The sequence below is a fragment of the Microbacterium sp. NPDC077391 genome (genome assembly GCF_040686955.1).
GTDB lineage: Bacteria > Actinomycetota > Actinomycetes > Actinomycetales > Microbacteriaceae > Microbacterium > Microbacterium commune.
The window spans coordinates 222,229-246,679 of sequence record NZ_JBFBMI010000002.1 but is presented as its reverse complement, the minus strand read 5'-3'; the positions used below and the strand labels follow the sequence as shown (position 1 = coordinate 246,679).

The window sequence follows — 24,451 nt, the reverse complement described above, 5'->3', positions numbered from 1 at the left end:
GAGACGGGTGCCGGTCCTCACAGCCCGGACTCGTCGGTGCGCACGAGGATCCCGCCGCATTCCGGGCACGACACGACGTCGTCCTCGGCCGCCACCCGCACGGCCGCCAGCTCGCTGCCGGAGAGCACCATCTGGCAGCCCTCGCAGATCCGCCGGCGCAGCAGGCCGACCCCGATTCCACCCCTCGCGGCGCGGCGCGTGTACTCGGCGAGCAGCTCGGCGGACACGCTCTCGGCGAGAGCGGCACGATCGCGTGCGAGGTGCTCGCCCTCGGCGGCCGCTGCCGCCATCTCCGCCTTCGCGGCGGCGGTGAGCTGAGCGCCCTCGGACTGGGTCTGGTCGATCAGCGCCTGCTGCGCGTCGACCGCCGCCTGCGCGTCCTCCACTCGCCCCATCACGTCGAGCTCCGAATCCTCGAGCATCGTGATGCGCCGGCCGAGGCTCTCGATCTCGTTCTCGAGCGCCTGCGCCTGCTTCGGGTCGGTCGCCGTGGCGAGACGAGCGGCGTCCTTGTCGCGCCGCTGCGCGGCGAGGGAGACGTCGGACTCCAGCCGGGCGAGCTCGGCCTTCGCGTCGTCGAGCACCCCCGTGAGCCCGGTCAGCTCGCCCAGCTGACGCTGGCGGAGGGCGGCGAGCTCATTGATGCGAGCACCCTGCGGGGGCGTGGTGCGGGCGCGCTCCGCCTGCGCGATCCTGCGGTCGAGGTCGGCGATGTCGAGGAGGCGGCGCTGGTGCTCGGGGGTGGCTTTCACCCTTCGAATCTAGCCGCTGCGCGTGCGCCCGTCGACGTCACGCCGAGTCAGCGCGAACGACACCGTCGACATACAGCCACACGCGGTTCTCGCGCACGAAGCGGCTGCGCTCACGCAGCGCGCCTCTGCCCTCGTCGTCGCGGTAGAAGGCCTCGAACTCGACCACGCCCTGATCGTCGAACGGGCCGCCGTCGTTGTGATCGAGGATGTCGAGGCGCGTCCAGCGGGTGCCTCGGTCGAGATCGAGCCGCTCGGGGCGAGTGGAGGGGTGCCAGGTGCGCAGCAGATGCCCCTCGTCGGCGATCGCGAAAGCGGTGAACCGGGAGCGCATCAGTCGCACCGCGGTCGGCGCCGACCCGGATGCCAGCACCGGGCCGCAGCACGCCCCGAACACGTCTCCGCTGGTGCAGGGGCATCGCTGATCGCTCGCGGGTGTCGACATGACTCCATGCTGACACGCGAGCGCCGGGCGGCGCGGCCGTAGGCTGGCCTGACCGACGAACCGAAGGGCCACCATGACCGCTGCTCCCGTCTTCACCGCTCACAACGGATTCCAGCTTCCCGCCGTGGGCTTGGGCACGTACCGGCTGAACGGAGAAGCCGGCGCGACGGCGGTCGCCTCGGCGATCGGCCTCGGCTACCGTCTGATCGACTCGGCGTTCAACTACGAGAACGAGGGCGCCGTGGGCGCCGGCGTGCGGGCATCCGCAGTCGATCGCTCCGAGATCATCGTCACCACGAAGCTGCCGGGCCGTCACCACGAGTCGGCGAAGGCGCGCACCAGCATCGAGGAGAGCCGGTTCCGTCTCGGACTGGATGCCACCGACCTGCACCTCATCCACTGGCCCAACCCGATCACCGGCCGGTACGAGCAGGCCTGGCAGGGTCTCGTCGATGCCCACCAGCGCGGGACCGTCCGCCAGATCGGCGTGTCCAACTTCCTCCCCGAGCACCTCGAGCGCATCGAGGCGGCGACCGGCGTGCGGCCCGTCGTGAACCAGATCGAGGTGCACCCCTATTTCCCCCAGGAGGAGGCGCTCGCATTCCATGCCGAGCGCGGCATCCTCACCGAGGCGTGGTCTCCGCTCGGGCGCGCCGAGCAGGTGCTCGACGAGCCGGTCATCATCGAGATCGCCGAGCGTCACGGCATCTCCCCCGTGCAGGCGATCATCGCCTGGCACGTCGCTCGCGGCACCGTGTCGATTCCGAAGGCGTCGTCGCCCGAGCATCAGCGCACCAACCTCGAGGCGGCATCCGTCGTGCTCGACGCCGCCGAGGTCGACGCGATCACCGGACTCGGCCGTGCCGACGGTCGCCTTTTCGACGCAGACCCTGCCTCGCACGAGGAGATGTGACACCCGCGCATCGGCGTACGGTGGGCCCTGCCGGGATCGAACCGACGACATCCACGGTGTAAACGTGGCGCTCTACCAGCTGAGCTAAAGGCCCTGGTAGCCCCATTCTACGGTGCGGAATTTGCGGAACACGTCTTCAGAACGGATATAGGCTGACCACAGCGCGCGTTGTGCGGTGCCGACAAGGTCCGACCGCGGCGCATCCCGTTTCCTTGGCACGACCTGCCAGCTTGACGAAAGGCTCCACGTGACCGTCCACGATCAGGATCCGTACTCCCAGGCACCTCTGGACAGCGACCCAGAGGAGACCGGCGAGTGGCAGCAGTCGCTCGACGAGCTGGTGGATGCGAAGGGTCCCGGCCGCGGCCGGGAGATCATGCTCAGCCTGCTGAAGCGCTCGAAGGAGCGTCACCTCGGCGTGCCGATGGTGCCGACCACCGACTACATCAACACCATCGCCGCCTCCAACGAGCCGGAGTTCCCCGGCGACGAGGAGATCGAGCGCCGCTACCGGCACTGGATCCGCTGGAACGCGGCCATCACCGTGCACCGCGCACAGCGCCCCGGCATCGGCGTCGGCGGGCACATCTCCACGTACGCCGGAGCCGCCTCGCTGTACGAGGTCGGCTTCAACCACTTCTTCCGCGGCCAGGACCACCCCAGCGGCGGCGACCAGATCTTCATCCAGGGCCACGCCTCCCCCGGCATCTACGCCCGCTCGTTCCTCGAGGGGCGCCTGAGCGAGGCCGACATGGACGGCTTCCGTCAGGAGAAGTCGCACGCGGGCCACGCCCTTCCGTCGTACCCGCACCCGCGGTCGATGCCGGAGTACTGGCAGTTCCCGACCGTGTCGATGGGTCTCGGGCCGATCAACGCGATCTACCAGGCGCAGGCGAACAAGTACCTCACCAACCGCGGCATCAAGGACACCGGCGACCAGCAGGTCTGGGCGTTCCTCGGCGACGGCGAGATGGACGAGGTCGAGAGCCGCGGACAGCTGCAGGTGGCCGCCAACGAAGGCCTCGACAACCTCACCTTCGTGATCAACTGCAACCTGCAGCGTCTCGACGGCCCGGTGCGCGGCAACGGCAAGATCATCCAGGAGCTCGAGTCCTTCTTCCGCGGCGCCGGATGGAACGTCATCAAGGTCATCTGGGGCCGTGAATGGGACGACCTGCTCGCCCGCGACACCGACGGCGCCCTGCTGAACATCATGAACGCCACCCCCGACGGCGACTACCAGACGTACAAGGCCGAGTCCGGCGCGTACATCCGCGAGAACTTCTTCGGTCGCGATGAGCGCGCCGCAGCCCTGGTCAAGGACCTCTCGGATGACGAGATCTGGCACCTGCGCCGCGGCGGTCACGACTACCGCAAGGTGTACGCGGCCTACAAGTCGGCGATGGAGCACAAGGGCCAGCCGACCGTCATCCTCGCCAAGACCGTCAAGGGCTACGGCCTCGGTCCGCACTTCGAGGGCCGCAACGCGACCCACCAGATGAAGAAGATGACGCTGGACAACCTCAAGACGTTCCGCGACACCATGCAGATCCCGATCACGGACGCGCAGCTGGAAGAGAACCCGTACCTGCCCCCGTACTACCACCCGGGCAAGGACGACGAGACCATCCAGTACATGCTCGAGCGCCGCCGCAACCTCGGCGGCATGATCCCCGAGCGCCGCACCTCGCACACCGCGATCACGCTGCCCGAGGAGTCGACCTACGCGCTGCCGCGCAAGGGATCCGGCACCCAGGAGATCGCCACGACCATGGCGTTCGTGCGTCTGCTCAAGGACCTGCTGCGGGCGAAGGACTTCGGCAACCGCATCGTGCCGATCATCCCCGATGAGGCGCGCACGTTCGGCATCGACGCGTACTTCCCGACGGCGAAGATCTACAACCCGAACGGCCAGCACTACACCTCCGTCGACCGCCAGCTCCTGCTCGCGTACAAGGAGAGCCCGCAGGGGCAGATCGTGCACGTCGGCATCAACGAGGCCGGCGCGATGGCGGCGTTCACCGCCGCTGGCACGTCGTACTCCACGCAGGGCGAGCCGCTGATCCCGATCTACATCTTCTACTCGATGTTCGGCTACCAGCGCACGGGTGACGCGATGTGGGCCGCGGGCGACCAGATGGCGCGAGGCTTCATCATCGGCGCCACCGCCGGCCGCACGACGCTGACCGGTGAGGGACTGCAGCACGCCGACGGACACTCGCCGCTGCTGGCATCCACCAACCCGGCCACCGTCTCGTACGACCCCGCATACGGCTACGAGATCGCGCACATCGTGCGCTCGGGACTCGAGCGGATGTACGGCGGATCGCACCCCGACCCCGACGTGATGTACTACATCACGGTCTACAACGAGCCGCTCGTGCAGCCGGCCGAGCCGGAGGATGCCGACATCGACGGCATCATCCGCGGCATCCACCGCATCAAGCCCGGCACGGGCGAGGGCCACAAGGCGCAGCTGTTCGCCTCCGGCGTCGGCGTGCCGTGGGCGCTGGAGGCCCAGGAGCTGCTGCAGCAGGACTGGGGCGTCAGCGCGGATGTGTGGTCGGTCACCTCGTGGAGCGAGCTGCGCCACGACGGACTCGCCGTCGACGAGCACAACTTCCTGCACCCCGAGGAGGAGCCGCAGACGGCCTACCTCACGCAGAAGCTGCAGGGCGCCGAGGGCCCGGTCGTCGCGGTCAGCGACTTCATGCACGCCGTGCAGGACCAGATCCGTCCATGGGTTCCGAACCCGTACTACACGCTGGGCGCCGACGGCTTCGGCTTCTCGGACACCCGCGCGGCCGCGCGACGCTTCTTCAAGATCGACGGTCCGTCCATGGTGGTCCGCACTCTGCAGGCGCTGGCCGACGAGGGCAAGGTCGACCGCTCGGTCATCGGCCAGGCCATCGAGAAGTACCGTCTGTTCGACGTGAACGCCGGCACCAGTGGAAACGCGGGCGGCGAGAGCTGAACCTGTGAGCAGTACCGCCCAGCAGGCCATGGACAAGGCCGCGACACTCGCCTGGCTGCGCCGGATCTCCGGTGACATCGCGACGGTGACGATCAAGCGGCTCGAGGACACCCTGCCGTGGTACGCCGACATGCCACCGGCCCGACGCTCCGCCGTCGGGCTGGTGGCCCAGGCGGGCATCACGTCGTTCATCCAGTGGTACGAGGATCCGACGTCGACCCCCTGGATCGCCGCCGACATCTTCGCCGCCGCTCCGCGCGAGCTGCTGCGCAGCGTCAGCCTGCAGCAGACGCTGCAGCTGATCCGCGTCACCGTCGAGGTCACCGAGGAGCGTGTCGCCGGACGCGGAGAGGATCTGCGCGAGGCGATCCTGCTCTACTCGCGCGATGTCGCGTTCGCCTCGGCCGACGTGTACGCCCGCGCCGCCGAGGCGCGCGGACTGTGGGATGCCAGGCTCGAGGCACTCGTGGTCGACTCCATCCTCACGGGCGAGGCCGACGAGGAGCTGCCCAGCCGCATCGCCGCCCTCGGGTGGCACGGCCACGGCGAGGTCAGCGTCCTCGTCGGCACGACTCCCCCGCAGTTCGACGTCGACCTGGTGCGTCGCACCGCCCGGCGCATGTCGGTCGACGTGCTGATCGGCGTGCAGGGCTCGAGGCTCGTGCTCGTCATCGGTCGCGCCCGCGTGCCCGGCAAGGAGGAGGAGACCGAGGACCTGCCGTTCAGCGAGATCGCGCAGCGCCTGGAGCCCTCGTTCGGGCCGGGATACGTCGTGCTCGGCCCGCCGGTGACCGCGCTCGTCGACGCCGGGCAGAGCGCCCGTGCCGCGCTGGCAGGCTTCGCCGTCGCCCGGGCCTGGCGGGGCGCGCCGCGGCCGGTCGAGGCCGACGATCTGCTGCCCGAGCGGGCCCTCGCCGGAGACACGCTGGCCAAGCAGACGCTCATCGACCGGATCTTCCGACCCCTGCAGGCCCACTCCACCGATCTGGTCACGACGCTGTGGAGCTATCTCGACAACGGCAGGTCGCTGGAGGCCACCGCCCGCGAGCTGTTCGTGCACCCGAACACGGTGCGCTACCGGCTCAAGCGGGTCACCGAGGTGATCGGCTGGGATGCCACCGGCCCGCGCGAAGCACTGATCCTGCAGACGGCCCTGATCCTCGGCTCGATCGGCACCGCGGAGCCCGCCAGACGTCGTGCAGTGACGCGGCGTCGCTGACGCCCCGAAGCGGCACGCGACGAATCGATGTGCGCCACGCACAATCGATTCGTCGATTGTTGTGATGTTTCATCCACCACCGGTGACCGATCGTTGGCAGACTGGACAGGTGATCGTCGTCGCCTCGCCCGGACAGGGCTCCCAGACCCCCGGCTTCCTCGCTCCGTGGCTCGAGTTGGACGGCGTCGCCGACCGGCTGAGCGCGTACTCCGACGCCGCCGAGGTCGACCTGATCGCGCACGGCACCGAATCGGACGCCGACACCATCCGCGACACGCGCATCGCGCAGCCGCTGATCGTCGCGGCATCGCTGATCGCCGCGGAGCAGCTGAGCCTGCGCGCCGGCCGCCGAGCCGACGGCGTGGCCGGACACTCCGTCGGTGAACTCGCCGCCCTGGTCGGCGCCGAGGTGATCGCCGCCGACGACGCGATGCGCCTGGTCGGCATCCGGGGTCGAGCGATGGCGGATGCCGCAGCTCACACACCCACCGGCATGAGCGCGGTGCTCGGTGGCGACGTCGACGAGGTGCTGGCACTGCTCGACGAGCTCGAGCTCACCCCCGCGAACTACAACGTCGCCGGGCAGATCGTCGCCGCCGGCGCGCTGCCCGCGCTCGCTCAGCTGGCCGAGCGTGCCCCGCGCGGCGTGCGCGTGATGCCGCTGCAGGTCGCGGGCGCGTTCCACACCTCGTACATGGCTCCCGCCGTCGACACGCTGCGCGCCGCCGTGGCGGACATCGCCGCGAACGATCCGACCGTCACCCTCTGGTCGAACCGCGACGGCGCCGTCGTCGACGCCGGACAGGACGCCCTCGACCGCATCGTGACCCAGGTCTCTTCGCCGGTGCGCTGGGATCTGTGCATGGCGGCGTTCACCGCCGCCGGCATCACGGGCTTCATCGAAGTGGCCCCCGCCGGAGCCCTGACCGGCCTCGCCAAGCGCGGACTGCGCGGCGTGCCGAATGTCGCAGTGAAGACCCCCGACGACCTCGACGCGGCTGTGGAGCTGCTGACCGGGTCATCGCAGAACGGAGCACTCTCGTGAGCACCCTCAAGCAGGCCACCGGCCCCGCCTACACCCGCATCTACTCGGTCGGCGCGGCGCGCGGTGAGAACGCGGTGCCGAACGACGACCTGGTCGGCCCCATCGACTCCAGCGATGAGTGGATCCGGCAGCGCACCGGCATCATCACCCGCACCCGCGCGGTGCCCGAGACGAGTGTGATCGAGCTCTCCACCGCCGCAGCGAAGGAAGCCGTCGAGCGCTCGGGGGTCGACCCGGCCGAGATCGACCTGGTGATCGTCGCGACGATCAGCAACCCGAAGCAGACCCCGTCCGTCGCGGCGATCGTGGCCGATCGCATCGGCGCCACACCCGCGGCGGCGTACGACATGAACGCCGCGTGCGCCGGGTACGCCTACGCCGTCGCGCAGGCGGACGCGCTCATCCGAGCCGGCGCCGCTCGCCACGCCGTGGTCATCGGCGCCGAGAAGCTCTCCGACGTCGTCGATCCGACCGACCGCAGCATCTCCTTCCTGCTCGGTGACGGCGCGGGCGCCGTGGTCATCGGACCGAGCGACACCCCTGGCATCTCCGCGACCATCTGGGGCTCGGACGGCTCGAAGTCCGACCTCGTCGGCATGAACCACACCCTCACCGACTTCCGCGACGGCAAGGCCCCCTGGCCCACGCTGCGCCAGGAGGGCCCGAGCGTGTTCCGCTGGGCGGTGTGGGAGATGGCGAAGGTGGCCCGCGAGGCGCTCGAGCGGGCCGGCATCGAGGCATCCGATCTCGCCGCGTTCATCCCGCACCAGGCCAACCTGCGCATCATCGAGGAGTTCGCGAAGCAGCTGAAGCTGCCCGAGACCACCGTCATCGCGCGCGACATCGAGACCACCGGCAACACGTCGGCCGCATCGATCCCGCTGGCGACGCACCGTCTGCTCGAGGAGCACCCCGAGCTGAGCGGCGGTCTCGCCCTGCAGATCGGGTTCGGCGCCGGTCTGGTCTTCGGCGCGCAGGTCGTCGTGCTGCCCTGATCCGGCCCGCGCCTTCCCTAGACTGATCACCGGTCCAACCCATTCCGAGAAAGTAGGAAACACCATGGCTCTCACCAACGACGAGGTCCTCGCCGGCCTTGCTGAGCTTGTCACCGACGAGACGGGCATCGACGCGTCCGAGGTCACGATGGAGAAGTCGTTCACCGACGACCTCGACATCGACTCGATCTCGATGATGACGATCGTCGTCAACGCCGAGGAGAAGTTCGGCGTGACCATCCCCGACGACGAGGTCAAGAACCTGAAGACCGTCGCCGACGCCGTCAACTTCATCGTCGCCGGCCAGGAGTAACACCTGCGGATGCCACCCCCGCGGACCGCGGGGTGTGGCATCCTCCTGCACCGATCCCTCCTCCTCACGAAGGACCTCCATGACCAAGCGCATCGTCGTCACCGGCATCGGCGCCACGTCCGCTCTGGGCGGCACGGCTCCCGAGAACTGGGCGAACCTGCTCGCCGGCCAGTCCGGAACCCGCACGCTGCCGCACGACTGGATCGAGAAGTACCAGATCCCCGTGCACTTCGCCGCGGAGGCCGTCGTGCGACCCGAGGAGGTGCTGCCGCGTCACGAGGCGAAGCGCCTCGACCCGTCGACGCAGTTCGCGATGATCGCGGCGCGTGAGGCGTGGGAGGACGCGGGATCCCCTGATGTCGATCCCGAGCGTCTCGGCATCGACTGGGCGACCGGCATCGGCGGCGTGTGGACGCTGCTGGATGCCTGGGACACCCTGCGCGAGAAGGGCCCCCGGCGCGTCATGCCGCTGACGGTGCCCATGCTCATGCCGAATGCCGGTGCCGGCAACCTCTCGCTGCACTTCAACGCGAAGGCGTTCGCCCGCACGGTGGTCAGCGCGTGCGCGTCGAGCACCGAGTCGATCGCCAACGCGTACGAGCACCTGCAGGACGGTTTCGCCGACGTCGTGATCGCCGGTGGCGCCGAGTCGGCGATCCACCCGATCACGATGGCGTCCTTCGCCTCGGCGCAGGCGCTCTCCCGTCGCAACGACGACCCGGCCACCGCATCCCGACCCGGCGCGATCGACCGGGACGGCTTCGTGATGGGCGAGGGCGGCGCCGCCCTCGTGCTCGAGACCGAAGAGCACGCCACGGCCCGCGGAGCCAAGATCTACGGCTATGTGGTGGGCGGCGGCGTCACGGCCGACTCGTACCACATCACCGGAAACGACCCCGAGGGCACCGGCGCGGCGCGCGCCGTCGAGGCGGCCCTCGCGCAGGCGGGTGCATCGCCGGACGAGGTCGCGCACATCAACGCGCACGCCACCTCCACGCCCGTCGGCGACCCCAACGAGTACGTCGCGCTGAAGCGCGTGTTCGGCGACCGCATCGACGAGATCCCGGTCTCGGCGACCAAGGCGTCGACCGGACACCTGCTCGGCGGCACCGGTGCGCTCGAAGCCGTGTTCACGATCTTCGCCCTGCGCGACCGCGTCGCTCCCCCGACGATCAACATGACCGAGCCCGACCCGGCCGTGCCGTTCAAGCTGTCCACGTCGCCGCAGCCTCTGGGCGACGGCGACCTGCTGGCGATCAGCAACTCGTTCGGGTTCGGCGGTCACAACGCCGTCGTCGCCTTCCGCAGCGTCTGACGACCAGCCCGCGCCCGCGCCCGCGGGCGTGACGGAGCCCCCGCCTTCCCCGGCGGGGGCTCCTGCCTGATGCGGGAGATTCGCTTTCTCGGTCTCCGGGTGCCCCCACCGGATCCCGCTACTCGCGCCTCTCCCGCACGTCTTCTCCGTCGCCGAGGCGCCTCGGCTAGCCGACCTTGTGCAGCCAGACGACGTGCGTGTCGTCGCCCGCGTGCCGGAACGGCTCGAGCTCCTCGTCCCACGCCGAGCCGAGAGCCACGTCGAGCTCACGCTGCAGCTCGGCGGCGTTGCCGGCGGCGATCTCCATCGCGTATCGGATCCGATCCTCGCCGATGACGATGTTGCCCGCCGAGTCGGTCTGCGCGTAGTGGATGCCGAGATCGGGCGTGTGCAGCCACCGGCCGCCCTCGCTGCCCGGCGTCGGGTCCTCCGACACCTCGAACCGCAGGTGCTCCCAGCCGCGGATCGCCGTCGCCAGCGCCGCCCCTGTGCCGGCCGGCGCGTCCCAGTAGAACTCCGCACGTCGGGTGCCCGGCTGCACGGGCTGGTCGCTCCACTCGAAGCTGACGGCACGACCGATAGCGCGTCCCACCGCCCATTCGAGGTGCGGGCAGAGCGCGCGTGGGGCGGAGTGGATGAACACCACTCCGCGTGCGTATCCCGTCGCCATGATCTCTCCGTTTCATCAGGTACGTCTTCCCCTACGACCTGATCCGAAGATGTGGCGAACTATGCGGTTGTACGGCGATTATCGCTCAGAAGCCCGGGAATCACAAGCGTGTCCTCCCGGATGCCATGACGGCCCCGGTCGCGGTGACCGGGGCCGTCATGACAAGCGCGGGCGGCTTACGCCTCGCTCATCGCGAGCTTGGCCTGCTGGCCCTTCGCGGCGTAGTACGCGGCGCGAGCGGCATCCCGACGCGCCTGCTCGGCGTAGCCCGCCTCGAGCACGTCCTGCGGGACCTCGACCTGCTCGTGCTGGTCGGTGCCGTGGTACTTCTCGATGTAGGCGTCGAGCTCGGGGCCCGACTCCCACGAGGTGATCAGGCAGTACCGCGGCTCGGTGCCGTTGTGGGTGGTCGCGTGCCACAGACGCTGCGTGTCGACGATGAGCTGGGCTCCGGCCGGAAGGGCGATGCGGTACTCGACGCTCGGGTCGGTGCGGTTCTCTCGCAGGACGAAGTAGCTGTCCTTGTCGTCGGTGAGGTTGAAGAACCCGCGCACGACCCAGCCGGTGCCGTCGGGGTTGAGACGGTTGTTGTCGTCCTGGTGGAGGTTGTAGAGGCACTCGCCGTAGGGGGTCGGCTGCAGCTCGATGACGCGGCAGCGACCGACGTTGGCACCCGGCTCCTTGGCACGAGCGGTGAGGGTCGGGGCGATCGCGGTCTGCGAGTCGATCCAGACGCCGTCCTTGTCGGTGCGCGGCGGCTTGTGGTTCCAGAACCCGTTGCACTCGATCTCGCCCTTGGCGCTGGCGAGCGGCGAGAAGCGGGTGTCGCCCGAGGACTTCCAGTCGACGTACTCGATGTCGAGCCATTCCTTCGGGTCCATCTCCCCGCCGTAGCTGTCGAGGATGACGAAACCCTTGTCTTCGAGGGCTGCGGACTTGATGTATCCCATGATCTGAGTCATGTCCTTTCGTAATGGGCCAGCACGTTTTAACAGGCCCTACTTAGGCAAGCCTACATCGGGGCCCTGAGCGGGCCCCGGCGGCTCGGCCGGACAAAATGGCCCCGGACTAGACTCGATGCGGCGGACCGTCACCCCGCCGTCCGGAGGAATCACGCAGTCATGGCAATGGCGACCAACGTCGACGCACACGCGACGGGAACGATCGAGTGGCTCTCCGCTTCGACGACGAACATCGTCGTCCCGGTCTATCAGCGCCAGTACCGCTGGGACATCGGCGGCTGCGAGAAGCTGCTCGCCGACATCCGGGCGGTCGCCGGCGAGGACGACGGTCACCGGCACTTCATCGGCTCGATCCTGTCGGGCCGGGATGCCGCCTCCGGCAGCGCGGGCGCGGATGCCGGGGATGACGATCTGATCCTCATCGACGGGCAGCAGCGGATCACGACGATCATGCTGCTCATCGCCGCTCTGCACCACACGGTCCGCGAGAGCGACCCGACGCTCGCGTCGGAGCTGCAGCGGGTGCTCGTGCGCGCCGATGATCCCACGCGCACCAAGCTGCGCCCGCACGATGCCTGGGCCGGGCTCTACGAGTCCGTGGTGCTCGACCGACGCGATGATGCGGAACGCGAGTCGCGGTTCGACGACAACTACGCCTTCTTCCGCAGCCAGGTGCACGCCGACGAGGCACCAGCGATCTGGCGCGGTCTGCAGCGCCTCGAGCATGTGTCGATCACCCTGGGCTCGCGGGCGAGCGCTCAGCAGATCTTCGAGAGCCTGAACTCGACCGGGCAGCCGCTGCGCGACCACGAGCTGATCCACAACTACATCCTGATGGGTCTCTCGCACGCGGAGCAGCAGCGCATCGAACGAGAGTTCTGGCTGCCGATCGAGCAGCACACGGGAGAGACGATCGGCGCCTTCTGGCGTCATCACCTGGTCATGACGACGGGACGGGAGATCGACGCGGCCGGTGAGCACGGCGTGTACGCGGCGTTCCGCGGCTCGTTCCCCCGGCTCGACCTCGAGCATCTCCGCAGCGATGCGGCTGTGTGGCGCGAGTACGCCGAGATCTACGGCATCCTGCTCGATCCCGCTCGCGAGCCGGACCCGGTTCTGCGCAGCCAGCTGCAGCTGCTGAACACCTTCGGTCGCACCGCCTACCCGCTCGTCATGAGCGCCTACGCCGACCACCGCCGCGGCGTCATCCCGCGAGAGCAGCTCGTGGACGTGCTGGAGTGGGTTCAGGCGCTGTTCCTGCGCCGCGCGATCGTCGGGCTGCCCACCGACCGTCTCATCGCCCGGCTGTGCCGCGCTCGCGCCGAAGGCCATGACGCGCTGATGCGGGCCATCGGCCGCATCACGCCGTCGGACGAGCGGGTCAGCGCCGTGCTGAAGTACGGTGAGCTCCCCCACCCCGCGTACGTGCTGGGGCGGATCGAGGGAGTCGAGGACCTCTCCGACTACGACGTGGAGACCATCGTCCCACCCGTTCCCGCCACCTCGTGGAGCGGCGACGGCATCCGGGCGTGGAACGAGTACAGCGAGGACGAGCAGAACGCGCACCGCGCGCTGACCCCGACGCTCGGCAACCTCACTCTGCTCGAGGATGCGCTCACCCTGCGCGTCTTCGGGGCGTCGTTCCCCGAGAAGCGCGATCTCGCCTACGCCCGCAGCAGCATCTCGGCCACCAGGGAGCTGGCCGGGATCCCGGCGTGGAACACGGCCGCGATAGCCGCCCGCACTGTGCGGCTGACCGCGGAGCTGCTGAGGATCTGGCCCCGCCCGGACGTCGGAGAGATCGACGACGACGGGCTGACACCGGTGCTGGACGCCGTGCGACGACGAGGCTGGCCCGCGGGATGGGACCGGGAGTTCGACTACTGCGAATACCGCGGCGAGCACTGGGAGATCAAGGACGTCCGCGCCCTGTTCAACCGGGTCTTCCGACGCGCATGGACCGACGACCGCGCCGCAGCTCTCGCCTACAGCGCGGAGCACGGCGGCCCGCTCTACGCCGAGATGGCGTGGAAGGGCCAGTGGGATGAGTTCGACGAGTCGCACTTCCTCTACATGGGCTGGGACTCGCACTACATGATGACGGCACTGCAGGGGGTGCTGGAGGAGTCCGGCATCGCCGCCGAGGTGTTCGTGAAGTACTCCTATATCGGGAACGTGATGTGATGACCACCACCGACGCCAGGACCACGGTCCGCCACATGCAGGATCTCACCGTCGAGGAGCACACGCTCACCCTGCCGCTCGTGTGGGGCGACGAGGGCGACTCGCGCACGATCGACGTCTTCGCGGCCGTCGTCAGCCGTGCGGGCGGCGAGGACCTGCCCTATCTGGTGTTTCTGCAGGGCGGGCCCGGACATGAGGCGCCGCGCCCGTTCCGCTCCCCGACGGGTCCGTCATGGCTGGATGCGGCTCTCGCCGAGCACCGTGTCGTGCTGCTCGATCAGCGCGGGACAGGCCGGTCCACCCCGGTACGGGACGCGGATCTGCAGCGCGGCGCCGAGGCGGTCGCCGAGCACCTCACGCACCTGCGTGCGGATGCCATCGTGCGCGACTGCGAGGCGTTCCGGCAGCACCTCGGTGCCGAGCGCTGGAGTGTGCTCGGCCAGTCGTTCGGCGGGTTCACCACCCTCGCCTACCTGTCGACCGACGCGTCGTCGCTCGAGCGCGTGTACATCACCGGCGGGCTGAGCACCCTCGATCGCACGCCCGACGAGGTGTACGCACTCTGTTACGACAAGATGCGCGATGCGTCCGAGAGGTACTACCGTCGCTTCCCCGAGCACCGCGATCGGATGCGACGGCTCGCCGACCTCGCGCTCGCCGGCGAGCTCACCCTGCCCGATGGCGAAGTCGTCTCGTTGTCGAGGCTGCGCTCGGCGGGCTCCGCCCTGGGCACGAACGACGGCTGGCAGACGCTCTGGTCGCTGCTCGAGCTCGACCCCACCTCGAACGCGTTCCGGCATGACCTCGCCGCAGCGATGCCGTACGGCGGTCGCAACCCGCTGTACTTCGCGTTCCACGAGTCGAGCTATGCGTCCGGCCATGCCACGCGATGGTCCGCCGAACGCGTCGAACCGGCCGACTTCGCCGCCGATCCCACCCTGTTCACCGGCGAGCACATCCGCCGCGACTGGGCCGACACCGTCCCTGCCCTGCGGCCGTGGCGTGACGTCGCGCTCCAGCTGGCCGAGCACGAGTGGCCGAGAATCTACGACGCCGCCGCGGTGCAGGCATCCGGGGCCGTCGGAGCGGCCGCCGTGTACGTCAACGACGTCTACGTGCCGTTCGAGTTCTCGATGGAGACCGCTCGCCTCCTGCCCGGCGTGCACACCTGGGTGACGAGCGAGCACGAGCACAACGGACTGCGTGCGGGTGACGTGCTGCCCCGCCTCATCGATCTCGCGAACAGCCGCCGCGTGCGCTGAGCGGGTTCGGCGACGATCCGAGCGATCGCGAGCCGTTCAGCGTCGGGAGCGGCGCAGTCGGCGAGCCAGCCGCTCGTCGGCGACGTCGTTCTCCGCGGTCTTCTCCAGGCGAGTGGTGTCGCGCAGCGACACCTGCAGCTCGCGCTCGGCGGGCACCCCGCGGCGCAGCTCGCGAACGCGCTCGAGCTCGGCGTCGAACAGGGCGCCGACGAGCAGCGCGATGTTGCCGATCCACAGCCAGAGCAGGAAGATCACGATCCCCGCGAACGATCCGTAGATCCGGTCGTAGTCGGCGAGGTGGCTCACGTAGAACCCGAAGCCGACCGACGCCAGGGCGAAGGCGGCGATCGCGACCAGCGCCCCCACGCTCATCAGCCGGAACCTCGGGTGCTCGACGTTCGGCGCGAAGTAGTACAGGATCGCCACGATCAGGCACACGACGACAGCGACGGCGGGCCAGCGGGCGATGCGCCAGATCGTCAGGGCGACATCGCCGGCACCCAGGAACCGACCGAGCGTCTGCGCGAGAGGCCAGCTGAGAGCCGCGAGGGCGCAGGCGATCGTGACGAGCACGAACACCGCCAGCGTGACGATCAGATGCGTCGGCTTCGCCTTCCAGAACATCCGCCCCTCGGGCACGCCGTAGATCCTGTTCATCGCACGACCGAGCGCGGTGACGTACCTGGCGACCGACCACAGCGCGAACACGAGCGCCAGGACGATCAGCCAGCCCGCGCCCGCCGTCGATGCGACCTGCTCCAGGGGTCGCCGCAGCGCCTGCTCGATGTCGTTCGGGGCGACCTCGCGCAGCACGTCGAGCACGGCTTCAGCCGCACCGCGCTTCTCGCCGAACACCCCGATGACCGAGAACGCCGCGATCAGGGCGGGGAACATCGCGAGGACCGCGTAGAACGTCAGGCCCGCCGCGGCATCCGGACAGTAGGTGCGGAAGAAGCCGCGTGCCACCCGCCGTACGATGAGCACCGTCGCCTCCCGTCGCTCACCGTCGCGGTGGGCATCGGTCGGGGAAGCATCTGTGGCCATGAGTTCAGGATGCCGCATCCGCGGGTGCGGGGCACCCGCCTTGCATCCGGTCGGAGCGCGATGCTACCCGTCGGCGTCCGCCGGTCAACCCCGTTGTCCTGGCATCCCGCCCGCGCCACGGTGGAAGCGGAAAGGAGCAGACATGTCGAACATCCACGAGCAGCCCGACGAGGAGCCCTCCACGGAGGAGCTCGACGAGCCGAGCACGGAGAAGGAGCCCGGCGAGGAGCCCAAGGTCGAGCACCCTGCCGACCCCGAGCCCGACCACGCCGCGGTGGGCATCGGCGTCATCGGCGGGCCGCAGAGCGACACCGCCGATGACGGGTCCGCACCGGCGTCCGAGGACGCTCAGGCAGACTGACGCTCGTCTCGCAGAGAGCTGCGGCCCGCCTCCCACGCGTGCAGGATGTGCTCGCTCGCCCATCCGTCGACGGTGAGGCAGGCCGCAGCGCCGAACAGGATGTCGTCGAGAAGCTCGGGCGCATCCTCGGCCTGCGACCCCGCCAGGTCACGCGCCGCGATCTGCTCGTGCACCGCATCGGCCTCGACGTGCTCGTCGTAGTACGCCGCGACGTCATCGCCGAACCCGAGCCGTCTGAGCCCTTCGGCGATCGCTCGACTCGGCAGCGAGGAGGTCATCTCGAACGCTGCCAGGTGCCCCACCACCGCTCCCTGCAGTCGGCGGTTCAGCGCGAACATCGTCATCAGGTTGAACGAGGCGAACGTGATCGCCGGGACGACGTCGACATACGCGCCGTAGGTGTTGTCGAGTCCGGCACCGCGCATCGCGTCGGCGAACATCACCTGGTGCATCCGCTCGACCCGTCCACCGCCGTACTCGTCGGCCTGGATCTCGATCAGCGCGGCCTTCGCACGGCCGGTCAGGCGCGGGATGGCCCACGAATGCGCATCGGCCTCGCGCAGCGTGTAGATGCTGCGCTGCATGAGCAGCTCGCGCGCCTGATCGACGTCGGCCTTCCGGCTCACGAAATGCGACAGGCTCGGTCCCGGCTGCGGGGCGGCGAGGGCGAACAGCGCCGCGGCGACGTCCTCCCGCGTGGGCTGCGGCGCCTCCGGCAGCGGCACCGCTGCGCGCACGGCATCCTCGAAGGCGCGCTCGAGGACAGCACGAGTGGCGAGCAGAGACACATCCCACTCCCAGTGCGCCCCGAACTGCGGCAGGGAGCCGTAGGCGACGGAGTACAGCAGGAAGAGCGAGAGCTGCACGTCGTCGTCGGTGATCGGGTCCTCGACCAGGACGGCGTCGCGGGCCAGCTGCGGCAGGTTCTCCGCCCTCTCGGGTCTGCGATCGGCGAGCACGTCGAGCAGTTCGGCGCTGAGCGGACCGCGCGGGGCGATGGCGACGGCCGTCGCTTCGGTGGAGAGGCTGAGCGTCATGGGGCTCCTTCGTCTGGCGGCGACCGGGTCGGATCATCCGCGTGCGACAACCCTAGGGCGCGCCCCGGGCGTGCTCACAGGCCTTGACACGGGGCGCGACCGTCCGTCAAGTCCCTGCCGTGCGCCGCGGACGGACGCGAGACTCGGATCCCACCGCGATGAGGAGTTCAGATGACCGACAGAGCCGAGGCACCGACCATCACCGCGTGCACCGACGGGCCGTTGCTGGTGCGCGGAGACGTCGATCTGCAGTCCGCCGCAGGGAGGCCCATCGAACGCCACCGACGCACGATCGCGCTGTGCCGATGCGGGCTGTCGTCGATCAAGCCGTTCTGCGACGGCGCGCACAAGACGTCCGGATTCCGCAGCGACGACTGAGCGGGTGAGCTCGAAGGAGTAGGGCGGGTCGGACTTGAACCGACGATCGTTGGGTTATGAGCCCACTGCCTTAACCAGCTTGGCCACCGCCCCGTAGAGCACCAGCCTACCGTCCGCGCAGCGCCCTACCGCGCCTGCGCGGCCGCGTGCGTGCGGGTGTGGTCGAGGTAGATCTCGGCGTTCGCGACGAGTCCGCGGCGCTCCTCGGCGGTGAGCGCGCGGCGCACCTTCGCGGGCACGCCCGCCACCAGGGATCCGTCCGGCACCTCCGTGCCGCCCAGCACCACCGCGCCGCCGGCGATCAGGCATCCGGATCCGATGACCGCGCCGCTGAGCACGACGGCTCCCATCCCGACGAGCGAGCCGTCGCCGATCGTGCAGCCGTGCACGACCGCGTTGTGGCCGATCGAGACGTCCTCCCCGATGACGACGGGATGCTCACGGTCGACGTGCACCGAGACGTTGTCCTGCACGTTGCTGCGCGCGCCGATCGTGATGGATGCCGAATCCGCGCGCAGCACCGCGTTGTACCAGACGCTCGCGGAATCACCCAGCGCGACCTCGCCGACGATGCGCGCGCCGTCGGCGACGAAGGCGTCGGCGGTGATGCGGGGCACCCGCGTTCCCAGGGCGATGACGGAGGCGTTCCCGGCGATGGTCATGAAGGTGAGACTACCCTCACTCCCGCGTGATTCCGCCGAAGAACAGGCCGGTAAGCGTTGCCTACGCTTGCTTGCGGAATGGGTCGTGCCGAGTAGCGTTGTACTCACCAGACGCGCAAGCAGACATCCCGGAGGTTCACATGAGCAAGGCCCAGACCGTCCCCAGCATCGCCGTCGACCCGACCGTCGCCGCTGCCGCCGCGCAGTTCCTCTCCCCCGTCGTGCACGGCCTGCAGGCTCTCACCGTCAACGGCAAGCAGGCGCACTGGCACGTGCGCGGCGCGAATTTCGTCGGTGTCCACGAGCTGCTCGACACGATCGTCGCGCACGCCGGCGACTTCGCCGACACCGCCGCGGAGCGCATCGTCGCTCTCGGCCTGCCGATCGACGCGCGCGTGCAGAATGTGGCCGAGAAGGCCGGCCGCACCGCCGTTCCCGCCGGCTTCGAGCAGTCCGACGAGCTCATCCGCGCCGTGATCGGCGACATCGACGCGATCCTCGTCGACGTGAAGGCCGCCGTCGACGGTCTCGACGAGGTCGACCTGACCAGCCAGGACGTGGCGATCGAGATCCAGCGCGGGCTCGAGAAGGACCGCTGGTTCCTCATCTCCCACATCGCGGCCTGACATCCTGCCACGCAGAAGGGCGCCGCAGCATCGCTGCGGCGCCCTTCTCGTCTGCTCGTCGAGCCGGTCTCAGGCCAGGTGGGTGAGCGTTCCGCCGAGAAGGGTGGCCGAGACGGGCATCCGGTGCAGCTCGGTGCGATCAGCGGTCAGCGGGTCACTGCCGCACAGCACGAGATCCGCGAGCCCGCCGATCTCGATATCCGTCTCGCCGTGGCGGCTGCTCGCCCGCAGCGCGGACGTGACGCCGACCCGCTCGTTCGGCTGCCACGGCTCGCGATCGTCTGCGGTGCGGTGCACCGCGGCGGCGATCGTCAGCCACGGATCGAGCGGCGCGACCGGGGCATCCGATCCGAAACGCACCGGGATGCCCGCCTCGAGCAGCGACGCCAGCGGGTGACTCAGCGCCCGCTGATGCTGCCACAGCATGCCGACCATGTCGCGGTCGTCGACCGCGTGCTCGGGTTGCACGCTGGCCACCACACCCAGGCGTGCGAACCGGGCGAGGTCGGCGTGGCGCACCAGCTGCGCGTGCTCGATCGTGCCCCGCGCCTGGGTGTACGTGAATGCGTCGAGAGCGGATGCCACGGCGCGGTCGCCGATGGCGTGCACCGCCACCTCGATCCCCGACGCGGTGGCCTCGGTGAGCAGGTCACGCAGGCGATCGGGTTCGATCGTGAGCACGCCGAAGTTGGCCGGGTCATCGTCGTAGGCGTGCGAGCACGCGGCGGTGCGGGTGCCGAGCGAGCCGTCGGTGATGAGCTTGAGCGGGCCGACGTGCACGAGCCCGCCGGTGCCGGGGAGAGCATCCCCGGTGCGCAGCCCGTGGGAGATCGCGCGCGACAGGTCCGCGGCGTAGAAGGCGAACTCCACGCGGTGCGCAGCGAACCCGGCATCCGCCCGGCGCAGCCAGGCCTCCGCGTTCCACGCCATGTCGAAGTCGACCGCGCCGGTGATACCGCGGGCAGCGGCCCGATCGGCGGCGCGTCGCACCGCGGCATCCGCCGTGAGGTCGTCAGCGGCGTTCAGCCGCCGGGAGATCTCGAAGGCGTCCTCCTCCCTGAGCATCCCGTCGTCGGTGGGGAGGAAGCCCTCACGCCGGAACGCGGCGCTGTTCAGCCACACGCTGTGCACGTCGGCGTTGATGAGGTAGGTCGGCTCGGTGGCCGTCCGCTCGTCGAGCAGGGCGAGGGACGGGGTGTCCGGCCACAGGGCATCCCGCATCCCGGCACCGACCCGTCGCCCGTCGGCTAGGGCCTCGGCATCGCCCATCACCCTGGCCGCCTCGGCGGCGCTGCGCACGTCGCCGAGCGGTACGCGCTCGGCGTTCAGCGCCCACTGCACGGTGTGCACATGGTGATCCCAGAGCCCCGCCACCACCCGGTGCCCCTCCCCGTCGAGGACGAGTCCCCTGGCCGGCAGCGCCCCGGTCGGCGCGACGTCGGCGATGCGTCCGTTCCGGAGGATCAGATCGACGGGCTCGTCGCCGAAGGTGAGCGCCAGCGGCCCGCTGAGCCGGACCGCACGCAGGACATCGATGCGATCACCGCGCGAGATCACGAGCGGCTCCCCCGTCGCTCGTCGCGGGCGCGGCGCATCTCGGCCGCGAGGGCGGGGTCGGCGTGGGCTGCATCGCCCTCGAGCGCGGCGATCACCTCGTCGACGATCTCGGCGGGCTTGTTCTGGCTGAGCTTGCGCTTGGCGACGATCCGCGCGGGTGTCAGGCGGAAGCCGACGGTCCCTGCCGCGAGGCGGTGCACGAACGCCTCATCGTTGGGCAGCTGCCACATGCCGCGCGGGCTCGGCATGCGATTCTCGAAGACGTCGACCATCCGCTCGAGCACCCGCAGGTTCTCGGCGTCGGAGAGGATCTCCGGCACCCCGCTGAGGTGGACCGACACGTGGTTCCAGGTGGGGACGGCCTGCACGTCGCCGTACCACCCCGGCGAGATGTACCCGTGCGGGCCCTGGAAGGCGATCAGGATCTCGCGCTCGCCCAGCCCGTGAATGAGGTCGTCCGGTCGGCCGACGTGGCCGACCACGGTGAGGTCGTCGCGCCCGTCATCGAGCAGCACGACGTAGTGCGACGCGACGAGCCCGTCCTCCGCGTCGCTGACGAGGGTAGCCCACGGGTTGAGCTCGATGATCCGGCGCAGTTCGGCCGGGTCGGTCATGGCGAAGCTGGGGTTCTGACGCACCCTGCAAGCCTAGGACCGACCCGGCCCGAGAGTCGCTCACCGCCTGGTCTTGACCACCGGGATCGCCTGGGTCTTCCAGTCCTCGAACGCCTGATCGCCCGCCATGAACGCGTTCACCTCTTCCGGAGTCGCCGTCAGCTTGGGGTCGTTGTCGAGGTACTTCTTCGTCTCGCGTGCGACGAGGCCGGAGAGGATGAGCAGACCGATGAGGTTCGGCAGCGCCATGAGGCCGTTCATCACGTCCGAGAACGCCCACACGACGCCGAGCTGCACCGTGCAGCCGATGAAGACGACGAGCGAGAACACGATGCGGAACGGCATGACCGCCTTGCGGCCGATGAGACGCTCGATGCTGCGCTCGCCGTAGTACGACCAGCCGAGGATGGTGGAACCGGCGAACAGCACGAGGCCGATCGTCACGATGTAGTGCCCCCATTCGCCCGGCAGTCCGTGCGAGAACGCCTCGCCCGTCATCACGGCGGGGTCGATCTGCTCCCCGGTCGCGGGGTCTGTCATGTTCCACACGCCGGTGGTGATGATCACCAGGCCGGTGCAGGTGACGACGATGATCGTGTCGATGAACGTCTGCGTCATCGACACGAGCCCCTGGCGCACGGGGTGACTGGTCTTCGCGGCGGCGGCGGCGATGGCGGCCGAGCCCATGCCCGACTCGTTCGAGAAGATGCCGCGCGCGACGCCGTACTGCACGGCGATGATGATCGCAGAACCCGCGAACCCGCCGACCGCGCTCGTGCCGGTGAACGCGTCGGTGAAGATCTGCGCGAAGGCCGCCGGCACGCCGCCGATGTTTGCGATGAGGATGTAGACGGCGCCCAGCACGTAGAAGATGATCATCACCGGCACGAGACCGGCGGTGACGCGCCCGATCGACTTGATCCCGCCGACGAGGACCAGCAGGGCGAACACGGTGAGCACGATGCCGGTGACCCATGTTGGCACGTCGAAGCTGTTCTCGAGGTTCGCCGAGATCGAATTGCCCTGGGTCATGTTGCCGATGCCGAAGCAGGCGATGACCGCGGCGACGGCGAAGAAGATCGCGAGGAACTTGCCGAACCTGTTCGGGATGCCGCGCTCGAGGTAGTACTGCGGTCCGCCGTTCTTCTCGCCGGCGGAGTCGGTGGTGCGAAAGCGCACGCCGAGGAACGCCTCGGAGTACTTCGACGCCATGCCGAGCAGACCGGTCACCCACATCCAGAACAGCGCGCCGGGGCCGCCGATGCCGATCGCGGTCGCGACGCCGACGATGTTTCCGGTGCCCACCGTGGCGGCGAGAGCCGTGGTCAGGGCCTGGAACTGCGAGATGTCACCGTCGGAGCCGGGGTCCTTGCGGGTGAACAGGCCCAGGCGCAGCGCTGCGCCGAGCCGGATGAACTGCAGCCCGCCCAGGCGGATGGTGAGGTAGAGGCCGGTGCCGAGCAGCAGCGGGATGAGGAGCCACGGCCCCCAGATCCATGAGCTGATGTTCTCGAGCACGCTCTGCAGCGCGGAAAGGTCCATGAGGTCTCCTGTCGTGCGACGTTGCGAACGGACTCAGCCATCCTATTCACAGCGCGCACTCAGGTTCGATCATCGCCCGCGGGTCGCGATCAGCGCTGGCAGGACGGGCACCAGTACAGCTTGCGAGCGCCGATCTCCTCGAGGGCGATCTCGGTGCCGCACACCCGGCACGGCAGCCCGGCACGGTGGTACACCCAGTGCCGGTCGTCGCGGCTGGCCATCGCCGCGCGGTACGCCGCGCCGGTGAGGCCGTCCATGGTCATCATCTGGCCTGTCTCGACCCCGATCGAGAGCAGCTCCACCCAGTCGCGCCACAGCGCGCGCACGACCTCCTCCGGCACGTCGCGTCCCGGCGTGTGCGGCTCGAGTCGGGCGCGGAACAGCATCTCGGCCCGGTACACGTTGCCGATGCCGCTGACCACGGACTGGTCCATCAGCAGCAGCGCGATCGGGGTCGGCTTGCGCCGCACGGTGCGCACGAAGCGCTCCTCGCCCTCGTCGAGATCGCCGACCAGCGGGTCGGGTCCGAGCTTGGCGACCGTGGCGAGCATCTCGTCCGGGGTCTGCAGCGCGCACGCGGTCGGTCCACGCAGATCCGCGCAGGTGGTCTCGTTCAGCAGCCGCAGCCGCACCTGGCCGACCACCGGCGGTGGCCACTCGTCGCCCTCGTCGGCGAGTCCGCTGGTCTGCTCCGACATCCGCACGTGCACCCGCGACCTGCGAGGCGCGCCGATCGACGTCAGGGAGTTCTCACCCGCGTCGTCGTAGATCGCGTCCTCGAGGTCGGTGCCGCGCTGGTTGGTCTGCCCCATGCGTCCGTTGGCGGAGGCGATGGTCGCGTCCGCGACGATCTCGCCCGCGAAGTCCCATGCGCCGTACAGGCCGAGGTGCACGCGCAGCCAGACGGCATCCTCGAACTCGAGGAACATCTGCTTGCCGACCGCCATCGCCTGCAGCATCTCGCGCCCGTCGAGCACCGCCGCCCCCTCGGCGAAGCGCCCCTGCGGGCTGGACGCCTGCACGGGCCGACCGGTGAAATTGCGCGCGAACTGCCGGGCGATGCGGTGGACGGAATGACCCTCGGGCATGTCAGGCCCGCGGGTCGGGCAGCAGGGTCCCGTCCTTCTCGAAGTCGGCGATCTGGCCGATGCGCCGCACATGGCGCTCGTCACCGGAGAACGGCGTCGCGATGAAGCGGTCGATGAACGAGATCACCTCGTCGACGTCGTGCTGACGGGCGCCGATCGAGATCACGTTCGCGTCGTTGTGCTCTCTCGCCAGCTCCGCCGTGGAGAGGTTCCACACGAGAGCCGCACGGATGCCGTCGACCTTGTTCGCGGCGATCTGCTCACCGTTGCCCGATCCGCCGAAGACCACACCGAGTGCCTCGACGCCGGCGCGCTGGTCGGCGACCACGGCCTGCGCCGCACGGATGCAGAACGCGGGATAGTCATCGAGCGCGTCGTACTCGACGGGGCCGTGATCGACGACCTCGTGGCCGGCCTCGCGCAGATGCTGCTGCAGGCGGGTCGAGAAGTCGAGTCCAGCGTGGTCGGTGGCGATGTGGATGCGCATAGACGACAT

Annotated in this window: 24 protein-coding genes and 2 tRNA genes; 12 read left to right on the top strand and 14 right to left on the bottom strand. The window is 69.6% G+C overall.

The features are described from left to right. Positions 1 to 17 precede the first annotated feature (17 nt). Both AB0O65_RS06505 and AB0O65_RS06500 read right to left on the bottom strand, forming a co-directional pair. Entirely contained in the window at positions 18 to 752 is a 735-nt protein-coding gene (locus tag AB0O65_RS06505; RefSeq protein ID WP_191713374.1) for a C4-type zinc ribbon domain-containing protein, read from the bottom strand. A gap of 37 nt (positions 753 to 789) precedes the next feature. Beyond that, entirely contained in the window at positions 790 to 1,194 is a 405-nt protein-coding gene (locus tag AB0O65_RS06500; protein WP_071641845.1) for a YchJ family protein, read from the bottom strand. A gap of 73 nt (positions 1,195 to 1,267) precedes the next feature. Between AB0O65_RS06500 and AB0O65_RS06495 the strand changes: the two genes are divergently transcribed. Further along, a complete protein-coding gene (locus AB0O65_RS06495; protein WP_363383730.1) occupies positions 1,268 to 2,107 on the top strand; it encodes an aldo/keto reductase in 840 nt (279 codons plus the stop codon). A 21-nt stretch (positions 2,108 to 2,128) separates the two neighbouring features. On the opposite strand, the gene AB0O65_RS06490 is transcribed toward AB0O65_RS06495, so the two are convergent. Then, positions 2,129 to 2,201, bottom strand: a tRNA-Val gene (locus AB0O65_RS06490). Between the two features lie 153 nt (positions 2,202 to 2,354). Between AB0O65_RS06490 and aceE the strand changes: the two genes are divergently transcribed. The 6 genes from aceE (at position 2,355) to AB0O65_RS06460 (ending at position 9,968) form a co-directional block, all read left to right on the top strand. Then, a complete protein-coding gene (aceE, locus tag AB0O65_RS06485; protein ID WP_071641872.1) occupies positions 2,355 to 5,081 on the top strand; it encodes a pyruvate dehydrogenase (acetyl-transferring), homodimeric type in 2,727 nt (908 codons plus the stop codon). 28 nt (positions 5,082 to 5,109) lie between these two features. Beyond that, complete coding sequence (locus AB0O65_RS06480) at positions 5,110 to 6,300, top strand: PucR family transcriptional regulator (protein WP_071641874.1); 1,191 nt, start codon at positions 5,110 to 5,112, stop codon at positions 6,298 to 6,300. A gap of 109 nt (positions 6,301 to 6,409) precedes the next feature. Next, positions 6,410 to 7,345 (top strand): ACP S-malonyltransferase, encoded by a 936-nt coding sequence (locus tag AB0O65_RS06475; RefSeq protein WP_313478482.1) that lies wholly within the window; start codon positions 6,410 to 6,412, stop codon positions 7,343 to 7,345. Next, a complete protein-coding gene (locus AB0O65_RS06470; RefSeq protein WP_071641878.1) occupies positions 7,342 to 8,340 on the top strand; it encodes a beta-ketoacyl-ACP synthase III in 999 nt (332 codons plus the stop codon). Before AB0O65_RS06475 ends, AB0O65_RS06470 begins: the two co-directional genes overlap by 4 nt. A 64-nt stretch (positions 8,341 to 8,404) precedes the next feature. Further along, on the top strand, positions 8,405 to 8,653 hold the full coding sequence (locus AB0O65_RS06465) for an acyl carrier protein (RefSeq protein ID WP_071641880.1): 249 nt from the start codon (positions 8,405 to 8,407) through the stop codon (positions 8,651 to 8,653). Between the two features lie 79 nt (positions 8,654 to 8,732). Then, the gene (locus AB0O65_RS06460; protein WP_313478480.1) at positions 8,733 to 9,968 is read left to right on the top strand and encodes a beta-ketoacyl-[acyl-carrier-protein] synthase family protein; all 1,236 of its coding nucleotides are present in this window, start codon (positions 8,733 to 8,735) and stop codon (positions 9,966 to 9,968) included. 166 nt (positions 9,969 to 10,134) lie between these two features. Here AB0O65_RS06460 and AB0O65_RS06455 read toward each other — a convergent pair whose 3' ends face one another. Both AB0O65_RS06455 and AB0O65_RS06450 read right to left on the bottom strand, forming a co-directional pair. Then, complete coding sequence (locus AB0O65_RS06455; protein ID WP_191713369.1) at positions 10,135 to 10,638, bottom strand: DUF3145 domain-containing protein; 504 nt, start codon at positions 10,636 to 10,638, stop codon at positions 10,135 to 10,137. Between the two features lie 176 nt (positions 10,639 to 10,814). Beyond that, positions 10,815 to 11,588 (bottom strand): hypothetical protein, encoded by a 774-nt coding sequence (locus tag AB0O65_RS06450; RefSeq protein WP_071643496.1) that lies wholly within the window; start codon positions 11,586 to 11,588, stop codon positions 10,815 to 10,817. 171 nt (positions 11,589 to 11,759) lie between these two features. Between AB0O65_RS06450 and AB0O65_RS06445 the strand changes: the two genes are divergently transcribed. Next, complete coding sequence (locus AB0O65_RS06445; protein ID WP_363383726.1) at positions 11,760 to 13,784, top strand: DUF262 domain-containing protein; 2,025 nt, start codon at positions 11,760 to 11,762, stop codon at positions 13,782 to 13,784. Continuing rightward, the gene (locus AB0O65_RS06440; RefSeq protein WP_071643482.1) at positions 13,784 to 15,046 is read left to right on the top strand and encodes an alpha/beta fold hydrolase; all 1,263 of its coding nucleotides are present in this window, start codon (positions 13,784 to 13,786) and stop codon (positions 15,044 to 15,046) included. The genes AB0O65_RS06445 and AB0O65_RS06440 overlap by 1 nt, the downstream gene beginning before the upstream one ends. 36 nt (positions 15,047 to 15,082) lie before the next feature. Here the strand turns inward: AB0O65_RS06440 and AB0O65_RS06435 are convergent, their stop codons facing one another. After that, the gene (locus tag AB0O65_RS06435) at positions 15,083 to 16,090 is read right to left on the bottom strand and encodes a YihY/virulence factor BrkB family protein (RefSeq protein WP_071643479.1); all 1,008 of its coding nucleotides are present in this window, start codon (positions 16,088 to 16,090) and stop codon (positions 15,083 to 15,085) included. 142 nt (positions 16,091 to 16,232) lie between these two features. Between AB0O65_RS06435 and AB0O65_RS06430 the strand changes: the two genes are divergently transcribed. Beyond that, on the top strand, positions 16,233 to 16,451 hold the full coding sequence (locus AB0O65_RS06430; protein WP_071643478.1) for a hypothetical protein: 219 nt from the start codon (positions 16,233 to 16,235) through the stop codon (positions 16,449 to 16,451). Here the strand turns inward: AB0O65_RS06430 and AB0O65_RS06425 are convergent. Continuing rightward, the gene (locus AB0O65_RS06425; RefSeq protein WP_313478470.1) at positions 16,439 to 17,488 is read right to left on the bottom strand and encodes an iron-containing redox enzyme family protein; all 1,050 of its coding nucleotides are present in this window, start codon (positions 17,486 to 17,488) and stop codon (positions 16,439 to 16,441) included. The two genes, AB0O65_RS06430 and AB0O65_RS06425, sit on opposite strands and share 13 nt — an antisense overlap. Positions 17,489 to 17,659: 171 nt before the next feature. On the opposite strand from AB0O65_RS06425, the gene AB0O65_RS06420 reads away from it, so the two are divergent. Continuing rightward, the gene (locus AB0O65_RS06420) at positions 17,660 to 17,866 is read left to right on the top strand and encodes a CDGSH iron-sulfur domain-containing protein (RefSeq protein ID WP_071643477.1); all 207 of its coding nucleotides are present in this window, start codon (positions 17,660 to 17,662) and stop codon (positions 17,864 to 17,866) included. Positions 17,867 to 17,885: 19 nt separating this feature from the next. Here the strand turns inward: AB0O65_RS06420 and AB0O65_RS06415 are convergent. After that, a tRNA-Ile gene (locus tag AB0O65_RS06415) sits at positions 17,886 to 17,959 on the bottom strand. 32 nt (positions 17,960 to 17,991) lie between these two features. Continuing rightward, the gene (locus AB0O65_RS06410; protein WP_313478467.1) at positions 17,992 to 18,528 is read right to left on the bottom strand and encodes a gamma carbonic anhydrase family protein; all 537 of its coding nucleotides are present in this window, start codon (positions 18,526 to 18,528) and stop codon (positions 17,992 to 17,994) included. Between the two features lie 140 nt (positions 18,529 to 18,668). On the opposite strand from AB0O65_RS06410, the gene AB0O65_RS06405 reads away from it, so the two are divergent. Further along, positions 18,669 to 19,154 (top strand): DNA starvation/stationary phase protection protein, encoded by a 486-nt coding sequence (locus AB0O65_RS06405; RefSeq protein WP_363383722.1) that lies wholly within the window; start codon positions 18,669 to 18,671, stop codon positions 19,152 to 19,154. A 69-nt stretch (positions 19,155 to 19,223) separates the two neighbouring features. Here the strand turns inward: AB0O65_RS06405 and AB0O65_RS06400 are convergent, their stop codons facing one another. From AB0O65_RS06400 to AB0O65_RS06380, 5 genes are all read right to left on the bottom strand, one after another. Then, positions 19,224 to 20,711: an amidohydrolase family protein gene (locus tag AB0O65_RS06400; protein WP_363383720.1), complete on the bottom strand. Its 1,488-nt coding sequence runs from the start codon at positions 20,709 to 20,711 to the stop codon at positions 19,224 to 19,226. Then, on the bottom strand, positions 20,708 to 21,349 hold the full coding sequence (locus AB0O65_RS06395; RefSeq protein ID WP_177243834.1) for an FMN-binding negative transcriptional regulator: 642 nt from the start codon (positions 21,347 to 21,349) through the stop codon (positions 20,708 to 20,710). Before AB0O65_RS06395 ends, AB0O65_RS06400 begins: the two co-directional genes overlap by 4 nt. Positions 21,350 to 21,385: 36 nt before the next feature. Next, positions 21,386 to 22,867 carry a sodium:alanine symporter family protein gene (locus AB0O65_RS06390; protein WP_071643469.1) on the bottom strand — a complete coding sequence of 494 codons (1,482 nt, stop codon included), beginning with the start codon at positions 22,865 to 22,867 and terminating at the stop codon, positions 21,386 to 21,388. 89 nt (positions 22,868 to 22,956) lie between these two features. Continuing rightward, entirely contained in the window at positions 22,957 to 23,955 is a 999-nt protein-coding gene (locus tag AB0O65_RS06385) for a DNA-formamidopyrimidine glycosylase family protein (RefSeq protein ID WP_191713362.1), read from the bottom strand. Position 23,956: 1 nt separating this feature from the next. Next, complete coding sequence (locus tag AB0O65_RS06380) at positions 23,957 to 24,442, bottom strand: ribose-5-phosphate isomerase (protein WP_071643465.1); 486 nt, start codon at positions 24,440 to 24,442, stop codon at positions 23,957 to 23,959. Between the last annotated feature and the right edge of the window lie 9 nt (positions 24,443 to 24,451).

What these genes read in the sequence shown, in the direction of transcription:
- AB0O65_RS06500 (WP_071641845.1), bottom strand. Translation starts at nt 1,194, where the DNA reads ATGTCGACACCCGCGAGCGATCAGCGATGCCCCTGCACCAGCGGAGAC.
- AB0O65_RS06495 (WP_363383730.1), top strand. Translation starts at nt 1,268, where the DNA reads ATGACCGCTGCTCCCGTCTTCACCGCTCACAACGGATTCCAGCTTCCC.
- AB0O65_RS06480 (WP_071641874.1), top strand. Translation starts at nt 5,110, where the DNA reads ATGGACAAGGCCGCGACACTCGCCTGGCTGCGCCGGATCTCCGGTGAC.
- AB0O65_RS06465 (WP_071641880.1), top strand. Translation starts at nt 8,405, where the DNA reads ATGGCTCTCACCAACGACGAGGTCCTCGCCGGCCTTGCTGAGCTTGTC.
- AB0O65_RS06460 (WP_313478480.1), top strand. Translation starts at nt 8,733, where the DNA reads ATGACCAAGCGCATCGTCGTCACCGGCATCGGCGCCACGTCCGCTCTG.
- AB0O65_RS06455 (WP_191713369.1), bottom strand. Translation starts at nt 10,638, where the DNA reads ATGGCGACGGGATACGCACGCGGAGTGGTGTTCATCCACTCCGCCCCA.
- AB0O65_RS06450 (WP_071643496.1), bottom strand. Translation starts at nt 11,588, where the DNA reads ATGGGATACATCAAGTCCGCAGCCCTCGAAGACAAGGGTTTCGTCATC.
- AB0O65_RS06445 (WP_363383726.1), top strand. Translation starts at nt 11,760, where the DNA reads ATGGCAATGGCGACCAACGTCGACGCACACGCGACGGGAACGATCGAG.
- AB0O65_RS06440 (WP_071643482.1), top strand. Translation starts at nt 13,784, where the DNA reads ATGACCACCACCGACGCCAGGACCACGGTCCGCCACATGCAGGATCTC.
- AB0O65_RS06435 (WP_071643479.1), bottom strand. Translation starts at nt 16,090, where the DNA reads ATGGCCACAGATGCTTCCCCGACCGATGCCCACCGCGACGGTGAGCGA.
- AB0O65_RS06430 (WP_071643478.1), top strand. Translation starts at nt 16,233, where the DNA reads ATGTCGAACATCCACGAGCAGCCCGACGAGGAGCCCTCCACGGAGGAG.
- AB0O65_RS06425 (WP_313478470.1), bottom strand. Translation starts at nt 17,488, where the DNA reads ATGACGCTCAGCCTCTCCACCGAAGCGACGGCCGTCGCCATCGCCCCG.
- AB0O65_RS06420 (WP_071643477.1), top strand. Translation starts at nt 17,660, where the DNA reads ATGACCGACAGAGCCGAGGCACCGACCATCACCGCGTGCACCGACGGG.
- AB0O65_RS06410 (WP_313478467.1), bottom strand. Translation starts at nt 18,528, where the DNA reads ATGACCATCGCCGGGAACGCCTCCGTCATCGCCCTGGGAACGCGGGTG.
- AB0O65_RS06405 (WP_363383722.1), top strand. Translation starts at nt 18,669, where the DNA reads ATGAGCAAGGCCCAGACCGTCCCCAGCATCGCCGTCGACCCGACCGTC.
- AB0O65_RS06390 (WP_071643469.1), bottom strand. Translation starts at nt 22,867, where the DNA reads ATGGACCTTTCCGCGCTGCAGAGCGTGCTCGAGAACATCAGCTCATGG.
- AB0O65_RS06385 (WP_191713362.1), bottom strand. Translation starts at nt 23,955, where the DNA reads ATGCCCGAGGGTCATTCCGTCCACCGCATCGCCCGGCAGTTCGCGCGC.
- AB0O65_RS06380 (WP_071643465.1), bottom strand. Translation starts at nt 24,442, where the DNA reads ATGCGCATCCACATCGCCACCGACCACGCTGGACTCGACTTCTCGACC.